13 protein-coding genes are annotated in these 15,224 nt (G+C 61.5%); all 13 read left to right on the top strand.

What is annotated here, in order from left to right; all coding sequences use genetic code 11:
* Window positions 1-52 precede the first annotated feature (52 nt).
* The 13 genes from HU739_RS16645 (at window position 53) to pgaD (ending at window position 15,218) form a co-directional block, all read left to right on the top strand.
* Window positions 53-298, top strand: a complete 246-nt coding sequence (locus tag HU739_RS16645) for a DUF2789 domain-containing protein (RefSeq protein WP_186548677.1) — start codon at window positions 53-55, stop codon at window positions 296-298.
* 90 nt (window positions 299-388) lie between these two features.
* Window positions 389-634 (top strand): type II toxin-antitoxin system Phd/YefM family antitoxin, encoded by a 246-nt coding sequence (locus HU739_RS16640; protein ID WP_186548675.1) that lies wholly within the window; start codon window positions 389-391, stop codon window positions 632-634.
* Window positions 635-1,036: 402 nt separating this feature from the next.
* Entirely contained in the window at window positions 1,037-1,465 is a 429-nt protein-coding gene (locus HU739_RS16635; protein ID WP_186548673.1) for a MarR family winged helix-turn-helix transcriptional regulator, read from the top strand.
* Window positions 1,462-3,525, top strand: a complete 2,064-nt coding sequence (locus HU739_RS16630) for an FUSC family protein (RefSeq protein WP_186548671.1) — start codon at window positions 1,462-1,464, stop codon at window positions 3,523-3,525. Before HU739_RS16635 ends, HU739_RS16630 begins: the two co-directional genes overlap by 4 nt.
* Entirely contained in the window at window positions 3,522-3,731 is a 210-nt protein-coding gene (locus tag HU739_RS16625; RefSeq protein ID WP_027611129.1) for a DUF1656 domain-containing protein, read from the top strand. The genes HU739_RS16630 and HU739_RS16625 overlap by 4 nt, the downstream gene beginning before the upstream one ends.
* A complete protein-coding gene (locus HU739_RS16620; RefSeq protein WP_186548669.1) occupies window positions 3,728-4,615 on the top strand; it encodes an efflux RND transporter periplasmic adaptor subunit in 888 nt (295 codons plus the stop codon). The genes HU739_RS16625 and HU739_RS16620 overlap by 4 nt, the downstream gene beginning before the upstream one ends.
* Window positions 4,612-6,054 carry an efflux transporter outer membrane subunit gene (locus HU739_RS16615; RefSeq protein WP_186548667.1) on the top strand — a complete coding sequence of 481 codons (1,443 nt, stop codon included), beginning with the start codon at window positions 4,612-4,614 and terminating at the stop codon, window positions 6,052-6,054. The genes HU739_RS16620 and HU739_RS16615 overlap by 4 nt, the downstream gene beginning before the upstream one ends.
* A gap of 93 nt (window positions 6,055-6,147) precedes the next feature.
* Entirely contained in the window at window positions 6,148-6,783 is a 636-nt protein-coding gene (locus tag HU739_RS16610) for an NADH:ubiquinone oxidoreductase subunit N (RefSeq protein WP_186548665.1), read from the top strand.
* A gap of 293 nt (window positions 6,784-7,076) precedes the next feature.
* Window positions 7,077-8,582 (top strand): YdgA family protein, encoded by a 1,506-nt coding sequence (locus HU739_RS16605; RefSeq protein ID WP_186548662.1) that lies wholly within the window; start codon window positions 7,077-7,079, stop codon window positions 8,580-8,582.
* A gap of 258 nt (window positions 8,583-8,840) precedes the next feature.
* Entirely contained in the window at window positions 8,841-11,321 is a 2,481-nt protein-coding gene (pgaA, locus tag HU739_RS16600) for a poly-beta-1,6 N-acetyl-D-glucosamine export porin PgaA (RefSeq protein ID WP_186548660.1), read from the top strand.
* 12 nt (window positions 11,322-11,333) lie between these two features.
* On the top strand, window positions 11,334-13,331 hold the full coding sequence (gene pgaB / locus HU739_RS16595) for a poly-beta-1,6-N-acetyl-D-glucosamine N-deacetylase PgaB (protein WP_186548657.1): 1,998 nt from the start codon (window positions 11,334-11,336) through the stop codon (window positions 13,329-13,331).
* A 1-nt stretch (window position 13,332) separates the two neighbouring features.
* Entirely contained in the window at window positions 13,333-14,688 is a 1,356-nt protein-coding gene (pgaC, locus tag HU739_RS16590) for a poly-beta-1,6-N-acetyl-D-glucosamine synthase (protein WP_186548655.1), read from the top strand.
* Window positions 14,685-15,218 carry a poly-beta-1,6-N-acetyl-D-glucosamine biosynthesis protein PgaD gene (pgaD, locus tag HU739_RS16585; protein ID WP_186548653.1) on the top strand — a complete coding sequence of 178 codons (534 nt, stop codon included), beginning with the start codon at window positions 14,685-14,687 and terminating at the stop codon, window positions 15,216-15,218. Before pgaC ends, pgaD begins: the two co-directional genes overlap by 4 nt.
* Window positions 15,219-15,224 lie beyond the last annotated feature (6 nt).

The raw sequence follows: 15,224 nt of genomic DNA, 5'->3' as shown, positions 1-15,224 counted from the left end.
CTCCTCTGCAACAAACGGCGTAACGCCGGGCCCGATTCCAGAGGAGTTGATCATGGAAAATCCGCAGCACAGCCTCCCGGCCCTGTTCAAACAGCTCGGCCTCGCTGACGACCCGACCGGCATCGACCAGTTCATCGCCAGCCATTCCCCGCTCAAGCCGGAATTGCATCTGGCTGACGCGTTTTTCTGGTCGGAAAGTCAGGCGCAGCTTTTGCGCGACGAAATTTTGGAAGACGCGGATTGGGCGGATGTGGTGGATCGGTTGGATGTAATGTTGCGTAAGGGGCGGGCGGGGTGATCATTGCGAATTTGCAGTCACGTCTGACGCCAAGGTTGTCCAAGTGGCATAAATAGACCAAAAATCACGCCCCAATTTAAGGTCTTTATTATGCAAAGCGTTCTCGCCGATATGGCTGTCAGTGTTTCTGAACTGAAGAAAAATCCTACTGCTGTGTTCAACGGTGCGCACGGTGGTGCCGTCGCTGTTCTCAACCACAATCGCGTCATGGGCTATATGGTGCCGGCCGAAGTTTACGAAGCAATGATGGAGCGGCTTGATGATCTTGAGCTGGCTGACATTGTTCGTTCGCGCCTTCACGAAACGCCCATTTCGGTAAGCCTGGATGACTTATAAGCTTGAGTTTCTGCCGTCTGCGCACAAACGGGATCTATCGTTTGGCATGAGGTGCAGCGTGTAAAAAAAATTGCGGGAAAAGGCTCAGATGTAAAAAAAACCTGCTTACTGTAAAAAAAACTTCGTTTTATCCCTCGCAGTAGATTTTTTCTACGGAAAATTACGAATCCGACTCGTGGGTACGCCTCCCTCCGTGACGCTCTCTGGTTGACGTATTTCTCCCATATGCATTGGGATGTCCTGTCTGTCGATCCAAATACCTTCCCACAGCGTGTCCCTCATTCGGCCAAGCGCGGCAATTTGTTTCAAAACTTGACTGAAATTCCCCTCCAGTGCGATATTGATAGTTAGCAAACTAACAGTGTCCGTTATCCCGTGCCCGATCCCCTCGACAGTCTCCAGATGAACATCAGCAGCGCCATGGTGGTGGCCGCCCGGCATTGGCGGAAGATCTGCCAGACCACGCTGGTCAATTACGGAATTTCCGAAGCCTGCGCCGTTCCATTGTTGATGATCGGGCGCTTGGGCGAGGGCGTGCGTCAGGTGCAGGTGGCGCAAGCGGCTGGGATGGAGAGTCCGTCGCTGGTGCGTCTGCTTGATCAGCTGTGCCAGGCCGGTTACGTCCGTCGCACTGAAGATGCCCAGGATCGTCGCGCCAAGTGCCTGAGCCTGACCGATACCGGCCGCGAGCTGGTGCAGGCGGTGGAGGCCGAACTGGTGCGCTTGCGCCATGAAGTGCTGGAAGGCATCGAGCGCAGTGATCTGGAGGCTACGCTTCGGGTACTCAGGGCTTTTGAGGCGGCGAGTTCGCCTGTGGTGGTCAATTCGTGAACGGTTTTTTCACTGGCATGCCGCCGGCCCGTGACTGGTTTTACGGGGTCCGTACTTTTGCAGCGTCGATGATTGCGCTGTACATCGCCCTGCTCATGCAAATGCCGCGTCCGTATTGGGCGATGGCCACGGTGTACATCGTCTCCAGCCCGTTTCTCGGCCCGACCAGCTCCAAAGCACTCTACCGCGCGGCGGGTACTTTTCTGGGTGCTGCGGCAGCGGTGCTGTTCGTGCCGATGTTTGTGCAGAGCCCGTATGTGCTGGTGGTGGTCATCGCCTTGTGGACCGGCATCTTGTTGTTCATGTCCCTGCACCTGCGCACCGCCAACAGCTACGCGCTGATGCTGGCCGGTTACACGTTGCCGCTGATTGCCCTGCCGGTGGTCGATAATCCGCTGGCAGTGTGGGACGTAGCCGAGGCGCGCACCGAAGAGATTTTCCTTGGCATCGCTGTTGCCGCCGTGGTCGGCGCGATGTTCTGGCCGCGGCGCCTGGCGCCGGTGTTCAACGATGCGGTGAGCAAGTGGTTCGCCGATGCGACGAGCTACAGCCTGAAGTTTCTCAGCCGCGACGTGCAGCCGGAAGAAGTTACCGCGCTGCGCATGGCCATGGTCGCCAATTTCAACAGCCTCGAACTGATGATCGGCCAGTTACCCCACGAAGGCGCGCGGCCGCAAACCGTGCGCAACACCAAGGAGCTGCGCGGGCGGATGATTCACCTGTTACCGGTGATCGATGCGCTCGAGGATTCGCTGTACGCCCTTGAACGTCGTACGCCGGAACTGGTGGAAAAATTCCAGCCGTTGCTCGCCGCGACCCAGGAATGGCTGAGCCATGCCGATGCCAATCTGGAACGCTGGCAAGCGCTGAGGGGGCAACTCGAGGCGCTGCAACCGAGCGCCGCAGCGCTGGAGGATCGCAAGCAACTGTTGTTCTCCAACGCCATTTACCGCCTCGGTGAGTTCATCGACTTGTGGCAGGACTGCCGCAGCTTGCAGGATGCGATTTTGTGCGAGCGCCAGGACAGCTGGCGCGCGGTGTATCGGCACTGGCGCCTCGGTCGTTTGACGTCGTTCATCGATCGCGGGCTGATGCTGTACTCGGCAACCTCGACCATTCTGGCAATCATCGCCGCTTCGGTTTTGTGGATCCTGCTCGGCTGGCCGGATGGCGGCAGCGCGGTGATTCTGGCGGCGGTGGCGTGCAGTTTCTTCGCCTCGATGGACGACCCGGCACCGCAGATTTACCGGTTCTTTTTCTGGACCGGCATGTCGGTGCTGTTCGCCAGCCTTTATCTGTTTTTGATTCTGCCCAACCTGCACGATTTCCCGATGCTGGTGCTGGCGTTTTCCGTGCCGTTCATTTGCATCGGCACGCTGACGGTGCAGCCGCGTTTCTACCTCGGCATGCTGCTGACGCTGGTTAACACCTCGTCGTTCATCAGCATTCAGGGGGCGTACGACGCGGACTTTTTTGCCTTCGCCAATTCCAACCTCGCCGGGCCGCTGGGGCTGTTGTTCGCCTTTATCTGGACGCTGGTGGCGCGGCCGTTCGGGGCTGAACTGGCGGCCAAGCGCCTGACCCGTTTCAGTTGGAAAGACATTGTCAGCATGACCGAGCCGGCCAATCTCGCCGAACATCGGCAACTGGGTGTGCAATTGCTCGATCGGTTGATGCAGCACCTGCCGCGTCTGGCCCTGACCGGTCAGGACACCGGCATTGCAATGCGCGAAGTGCGCGTCGGCCTGAATATGCTCGACCTGCTCGCCTACACCCCGCGCGTCACTGGCGTGCCGAAGGCACTACTACAGCAAGTGGTGGCCGAGGTCGGCGAGTATTTCCGCGCCTGCCTCAAATCCGGCGAACGCCTGCCGGCGCCGAGCGGTCTGCTGATGACTCTGGACCGTACCCGCCGTGCGCTGAATGGCCAGGGCGATGACGAAACCCGTCTGCACCTGTTGCACGCCTTGAGCGGTTTGCGTCTGGCCTTGCTGCCCGGCGTCGAATTCGTCTCCAGCGCCGAGCCCGAAGAACCGCTGCCCGATGGAGCGCCCCTATGATCGGTGATCTGGATATCAGCGGCATCTTCCTGCCGACCCTGCTGGTGCTGATGGGCATCACCTATGTGTTGTTTCTGCTGGTGCATGGCGTGCTCACACGTCTGCACTTTTACCGTCTGGTCTGGCACCGGGCATTGTTCAACGTGGCGCTCTATGCCGTGCTGCTGTACGGCGTGGACTCACTCAGTCGATACCTGATGACATGAAAAAACCGTTTTTGACCATCGGTCGCGTGGTTCTGACCTTGCTGATCGTGACGTTTGCCGTTGTCCTTGTCTGGCGCATGGTGATGTATTACATGTTCGCGCCGTGGACCCGCGACGGCCATATTCGCGCCGACGTCATCCAGATTGCGCCGGACGTGTCCGGGTTGATCCAGCAGGTCGAGGTGAAAGACAACCAGTTGATCAAGCGTGGTCAGGTGTTGTTCAGCATCGACCAGGACCGCTTCAAACTGGCGTTGCGTCAAGCCAGGGCCGCCGTTGCCGACCGCGAAGAAACCCTCGCCCAGGCGCAGCGTGAAGCCAAGCGTAACCGCGGGCTGGGCAACCTGGTGCCAGCGGAGCAACTGGAAGAAAGCCAGTCGCGCGTGGCCCGTGCGCAATCGGCGCTGGCCGAAGCGCTGGTGGCGGTGGACAGTGCGCAGCTCAACCTCGATCGCTCGGTGATCCGCAGCCCGGTCGACGGTTACGTCAACGACCGCGCGCCGCGTCCGCAGGAATTCGTCACCGCCGGACGTCCGGTGTTATCGGTGGTCGACAGCAATTCATTCCACATCGACGGCTATTTCGAAGAGACCAAACTCGACGGTATTCACGTCGGGCAATCGGTGGATATCCGCGTGATCGGCGACCGGGCAAAACTGCGCGGGCATGTCGAGAGCATCGTCGCCGGCATCGAGGACCGCGACCGCACCAGCGGCAGCAACCTGCTGCCCAACGTCAACCCGGCGTTCAGCTGGGTGCGCCTGGCGCAGCGGATTCCGGTGCGCATTGCGTTCGATGATGTGCCGGCAGATTTCCGCATGATTGCCGGACGCACCGCCACCGTGTCGATAATCGATGACCAACCGCAGGAGCCCCGGCCATGAGCAGGGCGCTTTTGGTCGCCGGTTTTGGCGTGATGCTCTCGGCGTGTCAGATGGTCGGTCCGGATTATCAGGTGCCCGCCGACGCGGTGGTGCAGCGCAAGGATATTCAGGGTGAACTGGCGGTCGCCGGCAAACCGGTGGTCTCGGCGCCAGTGCCGGCGGACTGGTGGCGGCTGTATAAAGATCCGCGCCTTGATCAGTTGGTGCAGCAGGCCATGGCGTCCAACACCGACCTGCGTGTGGCCGCGGCCAACCTGTCGCGGGCACGCGCTCAGGTGGATGAAGCCGAGGCCGCTGGCGGCTGGAGCGGCGGGGTGAAGATGGGCGCCCAGCGCTTGCAGGAATCCGGTCAGGCGTTCCTGTTGCCGGAAAAAGTCCCGGTGGCCAACATTGCCGATATCGGCATCAGCGCTTCGTATCAATTCGACCTGTGGGGGACTTTGCAGCGCGGCATCGAAGCGGCAAAAGCCAATGCCGATGCGACCCAGGCCGCCGCCGATACCGCGCGCATCACGCTGGTGGCGGACGTGGTTCGTGCTTACACCCAGGTCTGCGCCGCCAACGAAGAGCGGGAAATCGCCGAGCATTCCCTCGATCTGCAATCGCAGAGCACCACGTTGATCCAGCGTCTGCGCGACGCCGGGCGTGGCGATGAAACCCAGGTCACCCGTTCGCAAACCCAATTCAAATCCCTGCGCGCCGATCTGCCACGCTATGAAGCGGCGCGTCAGGCCGGGCTGTTCCGCCTGTCGATGTTGCTGGCCAAGCCGGTCGAGCAATTGCCGGCGGGCACGGCCACCTGCGCCGAACTGCCGAAAATCGCTCAGCTCGTGCCCGTCGGTGACGGCGCTGCGCTGCTCAAGCGTCGCCCGGATATCCGTCAGGCCGAACGGCGTCTTGCGGCGGCGACCGCCGGCATCGGTATCGCCACCGGCGAGCTGTACCCGGACATCAGCATTGGCGCGACGATCGGCACGGTCGGCATCATTGATGATCTTGGCGATCCGTCGACCAACCGCTGGGGCTTTGGCCCTTCACTGAGCTGGAAGGTCCCGACCAACGGCGCCCGCGCGCGTATTCGTGAAGCCGAAGCCAACACTCAAGGCGCACTGGCACATTTTGACGGCGTGGTGCTCAACGCCATCCGCGAGACCCAGACCGGTCTGGCCCAGTACAGCGCACTGCTGCAACGTCGCGATGCGCTGGCCGAGGCTGAGCAGTCGGCGAAGCTCGCCGCCGAGCAGACCCACCGCTTCTTCCAGGCCGGCCGGGAGTCGTTTCTTGCCGACCTGCAAGCCACGCGCACCTACACCGATGTCACCGCGCAGCTGGCCACGGCCAACACCCAGGTCGCGATGAGCCAGATCGATTTGTTCCTCGCCCTGGGCGGTGGCTGGGAAAGCGGACGAACGCACGCTTCTGACGCCAGCAATCCCTGAGGCCGTTGCTATGCTTTGAGGTATTGACGGGGCGCCCCGTGCAAAGCGCTCCCTGCATGCTCATTGCTCGTGCTGGTCTAGGGGAAACCAACGATGAAGAACCCTTACGCGCTCGGCTTCTGGTGTGTCCTGACGGCGCTCGTGCTGCTGTCGGCCACTTATTTCTACGGCATCATGCTGGCCCACCAGATCGACAAGGCGATGATTTTTCTCGACAGCGCCGTGGCGCTGATCGCGGTCATGGCAATCGTGGTGGTGGCATGGGCATCGGTCCAGGTTCAGCGGGTCAAGAAGCGCCAGTTGGAGCAGGGCAAAATGCTGGTGCTGATCTGGGACACCAAGGTCGCCCTGCGCCGGGTCGAAACGGTGTTCGACCGGTATTTCTGGGGCAGCTACTGGCAACCGGGGCGCACCTTCGCCGAAGTCATGGGCGAACTGACCGGAACGCCCCTGGAAAAAAGCCTCGAAGCGCTGAAAAAACAATGCCTGGAACTCGACAAGCAGATTGCCGACGAGGGTTGGCACTGGCTGAACAATGCCCGTGAGCTGTCCGATGTCGCCACGGCCATGGCCCGCGAGCGCTATCAGCTGGATTTTTGCGATGTGCGGGCTGACGGGGCGGGCGGGGCGGTGATCGACCGCGATTTTGAAGTGCTGGTGTACACCTGGACGGCGCGGCTCAAGAGCTTTGATCATCAGCTCGATGAAATCGAGGTTCAATATTCCTGATGTGTTGTGAATTCACCGGCGCTATCGCGAGCAGGCTCACTCCTACAGGGGAATGCATTCCAAATTGTAGGAGTGAGCCTGCTCGCGATAGCGCCTTTCCAAACACTGAAACTCTTAAACCCTGTCAGCTGTCAATTCCTCCCATAGACACTCTTTAACCTTTAATCATTGGGCCGTCTCCCGCGCCCGGTGCTAATCTCCACCGCTCAATTGCGCACAGTCGAGCCGCGACCCGATCCCGGGTTCAAGGAAGACGACCCCATTCACAGCCACGGAAATCGATCAGGTCATTCATGAATAAATCAGCAGGCGTGCTTCTCGGAATTGTTGTTGCCATCGGCGCGATCAGCGCAGGCGGGGCCTGGTACACCGGGACCAAGATCGAAGGGGTGCTGAACAACGCCGTCGGCAACGCCAACAAGGAACTGCAGAGCGCCATGGCCGGCTCCAACGGCAGTGCATCGCTGGAACTGCTGTCGCTGGACCGCCACACGTTCACCAGCACCGCGCACTATCGCCTGAAGGGCGAAGGCGAGATGTTCGGCGACGCGCCGGTCGAGCTGCTGTTTACCGACCGCATCGAGCACGGCCCGCTGCCCTTCTCGCGCCTGATCTCGCTGAAATGGCTACCGGTCATGGCCACCAGCAACTACGAACTGGAAAAGAGCCCGACCACCGAAAAATGGTTCGCCGCGACCAAGGGCGCCGCGCCGCTCAAAGGTGTGACCAACATCGGCTACGACGAATCGACCACCAGCACCCTCAACCTGCTGCCGTTCGAAACCGCACTGGATGAGCAGTCGAGCCTGAAATTTTCTGGCCTGACCATGGACATCGCCGCCAGCGCTCAGGCGCAAAAGGTCAAGGCTGACGGTTACATGGACAACCTGAAGCTGGTGACCGTGGCCGAAGACCTGACGCCGGTCCAGCTCGAACTCAATGGCCTGACCCTGGCGAGCAACCTGGCCAAGAGCAGCTTCGGCTACTACACCGGCGAAAACACCCTGGAAGTGACCAGCAGTAAAACCACGTTCGGCGCCAAGCAATCGGTGCTTGGGGTGAAGAACTTCGAAATGAAGAACCGCACCGAAGAAAGCGGCAGCAACGCTGCCGGCCGCGCCGACTACAAAATCGGCGAAGTGACGCTCAACGACAAGAAGATCGGTTCGGCCGCCATGGCCATGAGCCTGAAAAACCTCGACATCGCCTCGACGATGTCGCTGATGCAGATCTACCAGACCAAACTGCAGCCCTACGAAAAAGCCGCAGCCGAGGCCGAAGCAGCTGGCCTGCCGGCGCCGGAGCTGAATCTGACCGAAGCTGAGAACGCCCAAGTCAAAGCCGATTTGCAGAAGCTGCTGGCCGCCGGGCCGCAGTTTGCGCTGGAGAACCTGTCGTTCAACACCGCCAACGGCGAGAGCCGCGCCAATCTGGTGATTGACCTGACCAAGCCGCAATCGATGGATCTGCCGCCGGATCAGCTAGGCAAGCAACTGATCGCGCTGCTTGACCTCAACGTCCAGGTGTCGAAGCCGATGCTGGTCGATCTGCTCAGTGTGCAGGCACAACTCGATGGCCAGACTGACGCCAAAGCCATCGTCGACCAGTCCAAGGAAGCGGCTGATATGTTCGCTGGCATGGCGGTCGGTTCGCAATTGGCAGTCGCCGACGGCACCAACGTCGTGACCAAGCTGCATTACGCGGCGAATCAGGTTGAATTCAACGGCCAGAAGATGACCGTGGAGCAGTTTGTCAGCTTCCTGATGAGCAAGTTCGCTGGCGTCACCCAAGTGCAGTAACCCCACCGCGTGTCATCGAGACGCCCGGCCCTGTTTGACAGGCGCCGGGCGTTTTGCTGTCCGCCACCGCGGTTTTCGCTGACCTCGCTGAACCGCCTGCAGGATTCTGAACAATTATTGTGTTGTGAATTTTCGACTACGCTTGCGTGCAAGATTGCCCGGCTTTAAAGCCTGGCCGTGGATTGCACATCGCGGCCGCCGTTACGAATGGGCAAGGAGGGCATTGTGACCCGGCTGGCCATGTAAGGATGCTGACGAATGCCGCGTATTGATGTGCCTGTATTACATCGTGGTTTGCGCCCTCTGTTCCGAGTCGCCCTGTGCAGCCAGTTGCTCTGGCCGCTGCTGGCGCTGGCCGACACGCCCTACGACGAAATGGTCCGCGATGCCCGTGCCGGGCATTACACGCCGGCGCTGACGGTATTGCGCCAGGTGCCGCCGGGGCAGGCGAGTGACGGTCAGATCAGCGATCACCTGCAAATCGCCAGTTGGGCGGGGTTCGACGCCGAAGTCATCAAGGTTTATGAAACCCAGGGCCGCGACCGCGTCTTGCCGGTGCAGGCACTGACCGCCACCGCCCGCGCCTATCGCAATCTCAAGCGTTGGGATCAAGCCACTGAGGTTTACAACAAGGCCCTGGCACGGGAACCGGACAACGCCGACCTGCAACTGGGTCTGGCGCTGACTCAGGCCGACGCCGGCAAACCCGACGAAGCCGTCACGCGGGCCAAGGCGCTGGTGGCGGCGAAACCTGATGACCCTTCCCGCCGCCTCGCCCTGGGCTATGCCCTCGGTCGCGCCGGCAAACAGTACGACGCGCTGTTCGAATTCGATCAGGCGTTTATCCGCGCCGGCAACAAACCGGAAGTGGCCCGCGAATACGTGGTTGCCCTGCAAAAGGCCCGTCTGCCAGAACCAGCGCTGCGTCTGGCCCGACAGCGGCCGGGGCTGATCGATGCGGTGACCCTGCGCCGTCTCGAAGGCGATCTGGCGGCCGAGCGCGTGCGCCTCGCCGAGCTGGCCACGCGCAGCGAAAAAGAACGCTACGTAATCGCCGACCGCGCGCTGGCCGATTACGACAAATTGCTCGCGACCTGGGCACCCGATGCCGCGGCCCATGACGACGTGACCCGCTGGCGCATCGACCGCATGGGCGCGCTCAAGGCTCGGGCGCGGACCGCCGATGTCATCGCCGAGTACCAGAAATTGCAAGCCGAAGGCGTGGCGATTCCGACCTATGCCTTGCGTTGGGTGGCGGCGTCCTACCTCGATCAGCGCCAGCCGGACACCGCCACCGATCTCTACCGTCAGGTGCTGTCGGCCCCGGACGCGGATGCAGGCGATCGGCTCGTCGATACCACGGCACTGTATTACGCGTTGCTCGAAAGCGACCGCGCCGACGAGGCGCGCAAGGTCGCTGAAGACGCGGCGAAAGCCCAGCGCCCGCGCGTCGAGCTCAAAGGTTTGCCGATCGGCAACCCCAACGATGAATGGATGGACGCCCAGCAACTGGCGGCGCAGGCCGGCACCTACAGTGCCGACCTGCCCCACGGCGAGGAGCGCTTGCAGACCCTGGTCAATCAGGCCCCGGGCAACCTCGGGTTGCGTCTGGCCCAGGCAGACCTGTACCTGGCCCGGCAATGGCCGCGCCGCGCGGAAAACCAGCTCAAGGAAACCGAGAGCCTGGCCCCCCGCGATGCGGGTCTGGAAGTCGCTCAGGCGCGCACGGCGATGGAACTGCAGGAATGGCGGCAGAACGATGCGCTGGTCGACGACGTGGTCGCACGTTATCCGGACAACCGTCAGGTCCAGCGTCTGGCCCGCGAGCGGGAAGTCCACGACATGGCCGAGTTGCGCGTCGAAGCCTACGGCGGCAAGGCCAATGGCGGTGGCAGTGGCGATGCCGGTGCCGTCAGCGGCAGCCGTGATTTCGGTATCCAGAGCACCTTGTACAGCCCGCCGATCAACGAAGACTGGCGCGTGTTTGCCGGCGCCGGTTATGCCACCGGGGATTTCGCCGAAGGCACCGGCCACCACCGCTTCCAGCGGGTCGGCCTGGAGCGGCGCAGCCGCAACATGACCCTCGAAGCCGAAGTGTCGAATCACGATTACGGCTTTGGCGACAAACAGGGCGCACGCCTGGCGATTGCCCGCGACATCAACGACCACTGGCAGTACGGCGGCAGCCTCGAATACTTGTCCGCCGAGACGCCATTGCGCGCGCTCAACAGTGACATCAAGGCCAATGGCGGCAGTGCGTTTCTGCGCTGGCGCGCCAACGAGCGTCGCGAATGGCGCCTGTCGGTGAGCCCGTCGCACTTCAGTGACGGCAACAACCGCGTCGAAGCTTTGCTCACCGGCCGCGAGGGTGTCTACAGCGCGCCGAACCTGCAGGTCGACGCCGGTCTGGAAGTCGGCACCAGCCACAACTCCAAATCCGACGACGTGCCGTACTTCAACCCGAAATCCGACTTCAGCGTGATGCCGCTGGTCAACGTCAATCACGTGCTCTATCACCGCTACGAAACCGCCTGGAGCCAGCAATTCCAGGCCGGCGCGGGCACGTACAGCCAGCGTGAGCACGGTACCGGTGGCATGGCGCTGCTCGGCTATGGGCAACGGTATGCCTGGAACGATGTGTTCGAGGTGGGCGGCCTGTTCAGCGTGATCAACCGCCCTTATGACGGTGATCGGGAAACCGATCTGCGTCTGCTCGTCGACCTGACTTTGCGCTTCTAGAAGAGTTTGAAGATGCCTCTGATTTCGCGTTTCATCCTTTTGCTGGGAGCGCTGCTGATCAGCGCCTGCGCCCAGCAAGCCCCGGCCTTCGTGCCGCCCGCCGAGCGGACCGTGCCGGCCAGTGAAAAACCGTGGCCGAAAAACCATGTGCTGGGCATTGCCTATCACGATGTCGAAGACCGCGACCCCGATCAGGCGGTGGTGGCGGTGCGCACCGAGCGCCTGATCGAGCAGCTCGCCTGGCTGCGCGAGAATGGCTACCAGCCGGTCACGGTCGATCAGATCATGGCGGCGCGCAAGGGCGGCCCACAGCTGCCGGCGAAAGCGGTTCTGCTCAGTTTCGACGACGGTTATGCAAGCTTCTACACCCGCGTATTGCCGGTGCTACGTGCCTATAACTGGCATGCGCTGCTGGCGCCGGTCGGCAGTTGGGTCGACACGCCGCTCAACCAGCCGGTGGATTTCGCCGGCACACCGCGTGCGCGTTCCGACTTTCTGACCTGGGAGCAGGTGCGCGAGATTTCCCAATCCGGGCTGGTGGAAATCGCCGCGCACACCGATGCCAACCACAAAGGCATTCTCGCCAACCCGCAGGGCAACCTGCAGCCCGCCGCTGCGACCCGACGCTACGATCCGGTCAGCAAACGCTATGAATCCGAAGCCGACTTCCAGGCGCGGATTCGCACCGACGTCAACAACATCTCGGAGAAAATCCGCAAGGCCACCGGGAAACGACCGCGAGTCTGGGTCTGGCCATACGGTGCGGCAGACGGCACGTCGTTGGCCGTGGTGGGCGAACAGGGCTATGAAATGGCCCTGACTCTGGATGATGGTCTCGATGCCCTCGACAACCTGATGAGCGCTCCGCGCTTCCTCGTTGCCTCTGACCCCGACGGCGAGCATTTCGCCAACAGCATCGTCTCGGTGCAGGCCGAATCGGCTATGCGCGTGGTGCATGTCGACCTCGACAATGTGTATGACCCAGACCCGGCGCAGCAGGACATCAACCTCGGCAAACTGGTGCAGCGAATGGCTGACATGGGCGCCAACACGGTATTTCTGCAAGCCTTCGCCGATCCCAAGGGCGACGGCCTGGTGCACTCGTTGTACTTCCCCAACCGCCACTTGCCGGTGCGTGCGGATCTGTTCGACCGCGTCGCCTGGCAACTGCGCACCCGTGCGCATGTGAAGGTTTATGCGTGGATGCCGGTGCTCAGTTTCGAGCTGGATTCGAAGCTGCCACGCGTGACCCGCTGGGATCCGCAAACCGGCGTCACGTCAGTGGATCCGAGCCAGTACAAACGCCTGTCGCCGTTCAATCCCGAGGTACGGCGAATCGTCGGTGAAATCTACGAGGACGTGGCGCGCCTGGCCTCGGTCGACGGCATCCTCTACCACGACGATGCGCTGCTCTCGGATTTCGAAGACGCCAGCCCTGACGCCCTGAGGGCCTACGCTGCTCAGGGATTGCCGGGCTCGATTGCTGCGCTGCGTGACGATCCGGCGGCGATGCAACGCTGGACGCGCTTCAAGAGTCGTTACCTGATCGACTTCACCAACGAACTCACCGCCAGGGTTCGCGCGATTCGCGGCCCGCAAGTGCTGACCGCGCGCAACCTGTTTGCCGAGCCGATGCTCAATCCCGACAGCGAGGCGTGGTTCGCGCAGAACCTCGATGACTTCCTCACCACCTACGACTGGACGGCGCCGATGGCCATGCCGCTGATGGAAAAACAGACCCGGGAACAGTCCGGCCCATGGCTGGAAAAACTGGTGGAAACCGTCAAGCAACGTCCGGGTGCGCTCAACCGCACGGTGTTCGAATTGCAGGCACGGGACTGGACGCAGAAGGATCAGGCCGACATCGATGGCGCGCAGTTGGCGGACTGGATGGGGCGTCTGAAACGTCAGGGCGCGACCAGTTTCGGTTACTACCCGGACAACTTCCTCGACAACCTGCCGGACCTGAAAACCGTCAGGCCTGCGCTCTCCAATAAATGGAATCCATAACATGCTGGATAGACTGCTGGCCCTGCTTGTTCTGGCGATTGTCCTCGGTGTGCCACTGGGGCTGATCTTTCTGCTCACCGGGCAGTTCCTGATGGACTTCGTGTTCTTCTATCCGTTGTTCATGTCCGGGTTATGGATTGCCGGTGGCCTGTATTTCTGGCTGCACTGGGAGCGTCACTGGCCCTGGAAGGACGACACCTTGCCGCCGCCACTGGAAGGCGAGCCGCTGATCTCGATCCTGATCCCTTGCTACAACGAAGGCGACAACGCCGCCGACACCATTCATGCGGCGCTGGCCCAGCATTACCCGAACATCGAAGTTATCGCGATCAATGACGGCTCCAGGGACAATACGGCCGAAGTGCTCGACGCCCTGGCCAAGGAGGACCCGCGTCTGCGAGTGCTGCACCTGGCGGAAAACCAGGGCAAGGCTGTGGCCCTGCGCATGGGCGCCATCGCCGCGCGCAGTGAGTATCTGGTGTGCATCGATGGCGACGCATTGCTGGCGCCCAATACTGCGGCTTATCTGGTCGCGCCGATGCTGGATAACGCCCGTCTTGGCGCGGTGACCGGCAACCCGCGAATCCGCACACGCTCGACGCTTGTCGGGCGAGTGCAGGTCGGCGAGTTCTCATCGATCATCGGCCTGATCAAGCGCACGCAACGGGTGTTCGGGCGGATCTTCACCGTGTCGGGAGTGATCGTCGCGTTTCGGCGTACCGCGCTGAACCGCGTGGGCTACTGGAGCCCGGACATGATCACCGAAGACATCGACATCAGCTGGAAGCTGCAACTGGATCACTGGAGCATCTTCTACGAACCGCGCGCGCTGTGCTGGATTCTGATGCCCGAGACACTGGGCGGGCTGTGGAAGCAGCGTCTGCGCTGGGCCCAGGGCGGCGCCGAGGTGCTGTTCAAGAACATTCGCGGCATCTGGCAGTACCGGCACCGTTACCTGTGGCCCTTGCTGTTCGAATATTGCCTCTCGACCGGTTGGGCGTTCACCTTTTTGCTGTCGGTGATTTTCTGGGCCGTGGGCAAGTTCGTGGTGATGCCGGACGCCATTGCCGTGGATCATCTGATGCCGCCGGCGTTTACCGGTTTGCTGCTGGCGTTTGTCTGCCTGGTGCAGTTCGCGGTTAGCATCGTCATCGACCGTCGTTATGAACCGGGCCTGGGCAAGACCATGTTCTGGGTGGTCTGGTATCCGCTGGTGTTCTGGCTTGTCAGTCTGCTGACTACCTTGGTCAGCTTTCCGAAGGTTCTGTTCGGCCAACATCAGAAACGTGCGCGCTGGGTCAGCCCTGACCGGGGTATCAAACCGATTGGCGACGACCAGGAAGAGGTCATCAAATGAAAATTATCCGGACTCGTCAGCGGCCATTTCTGGTGGTGATCGATGTCATCCTCACCCTGCTGGCATGGATTGGCTTGTTGTTCTTGCTGGTGCGCGGGCTCTGGCCGCTGATCGAAACCCACGCCGGCGGACCGCGTATCGACAACTCGGCGTTCGAAGCGCTGGGGACCTTGCAGGTCTATCTCTGGGTGGCGCTGATCAACGCGGTGATTCTGATCGGTTGGGCGCGTTATCAACAGCGGAAAAGCCGCAGTTTTGCCCAGCGCCGTTTGCCATCGCCAGTGATCGACGATCAAGGGTTGAGCGAAAGTTTCAAGCTGTGCGATGAGCGTTTCCAGAAGCTGCGCACCCCCGGGGTGATGACCATTCACAACGATCAGGAGGGTGACATCAGTCACGTGGAAACGCATTTCTGGCCGGTGCAGCCGGAGCAATTGCCACCTCCGCTGGCGCCGCTGCAGCATCCGCGGGTGATCTTTGTGCATGCCGAGAAAGACGACAATCGCGAGCCGCTGAATCCGCTGGCCTGATTGATA

Origin of the sequence: Pseudomonas hamedanensis, from assembly GCF_014268595.2 — a bacterium.
GTDB classification, from domain to species: Bacteria; Pseudomonadota; Gammaproteobacteria; order Pseudomonadales; family Pseudomonadaceae; genus Aquipseudomonas; species Aquipseudomonas hamedanensis.
This window is presented reverse-complemented; position numbering and strand designations above follow the sequence as displayed.

Excerpts from the sequence above, each read along its gene's own strand:
- HU739_RS16645 (WP_186548677.1), top strand. The coding sequence starts at position 53 with ATGGAAAATCCGCAGCACAGCCTCCCGGCCCTGTTCAAACAGCTCGGC.
- HU739_RS16640 (WP_186548675.1), top strand. The coding sequence starts at position 389 with ATGCAAAGCGTTCTCGCCGATATGGCTGTCAGTGTTTCTGAACTGAAG.
- HU739_RS16635 (WP_186548673.1), top strand. The coding sequence starts at position 1,037 with ATGAACATCAGCAGCGCCATGGTGGTGGCCGCCCGGCATTGGCGGAAG.
- HU739_RS16625 (WP_027611129.1), top strand. The coding sequence starts at position 3,522 with ATGATCGGTGATCTGGATATCAGCGGCATCTTCCTGCCGACCCTGCTG.
- HU739_RS16620 (WP_186548669.1), top strand. The coding sequence starts at position 3,728 with ATGAAAAAACCGTTTTTGACCATCGGTCGCGTGGTTCTGACCTTGCTG.
- HU739_RS16615 (WP_186548667.1), top strand. The coding sequence starts at position 4,612 with ATGAGCAGGGCGCTTTTGGTCGCCGGTTTTGGCGTGATGCTCTCGGCG.
- HU739_RS16610 (WP_186548665.1), top strand. The coding sequence starts at position 6,148 with ATGAAGAACCCTTACGCGCTCGGCTTCTGGTGTGTCCTGACGGCGCTC.
- HU739_RS16605 (WP_186548662.1), top strand. The coding sequence starts at position 7,077 with ATGAATAAATCAGCAGGCGTGCTTCTCGGAATTGTTGTTGCCATCGGC.
- pgaA (WP_186548660.1), top strand. The coding sequence starts at position 8,841 with ATGCCGCGTATTGATGTGCCTGTATTACATCGTGGTTTGCGCCCTCTG.
- pgaB (WP_186548657.1), top strand. The coding sequence starts at position 11,334 with ATGCCTCTGATTTCGCGTTTCATCCTTTTGCTGGGAGCGCTGCTGATC.
- pgaC (WP_186548655.1), top strand. The coding sequence starts at position 13,333 with ATGCTGGATAGACTGCTGGCCCTGCTTGTTCTGGCGATTGTCCTCGGT.
- pgaD (WP_186548653.1), top strand. The coding sequence starts at position 14,685 with ATGAAAATTATCCGGACTCGTCAGCGGCCATTTCTGGTGGTGATCGAT.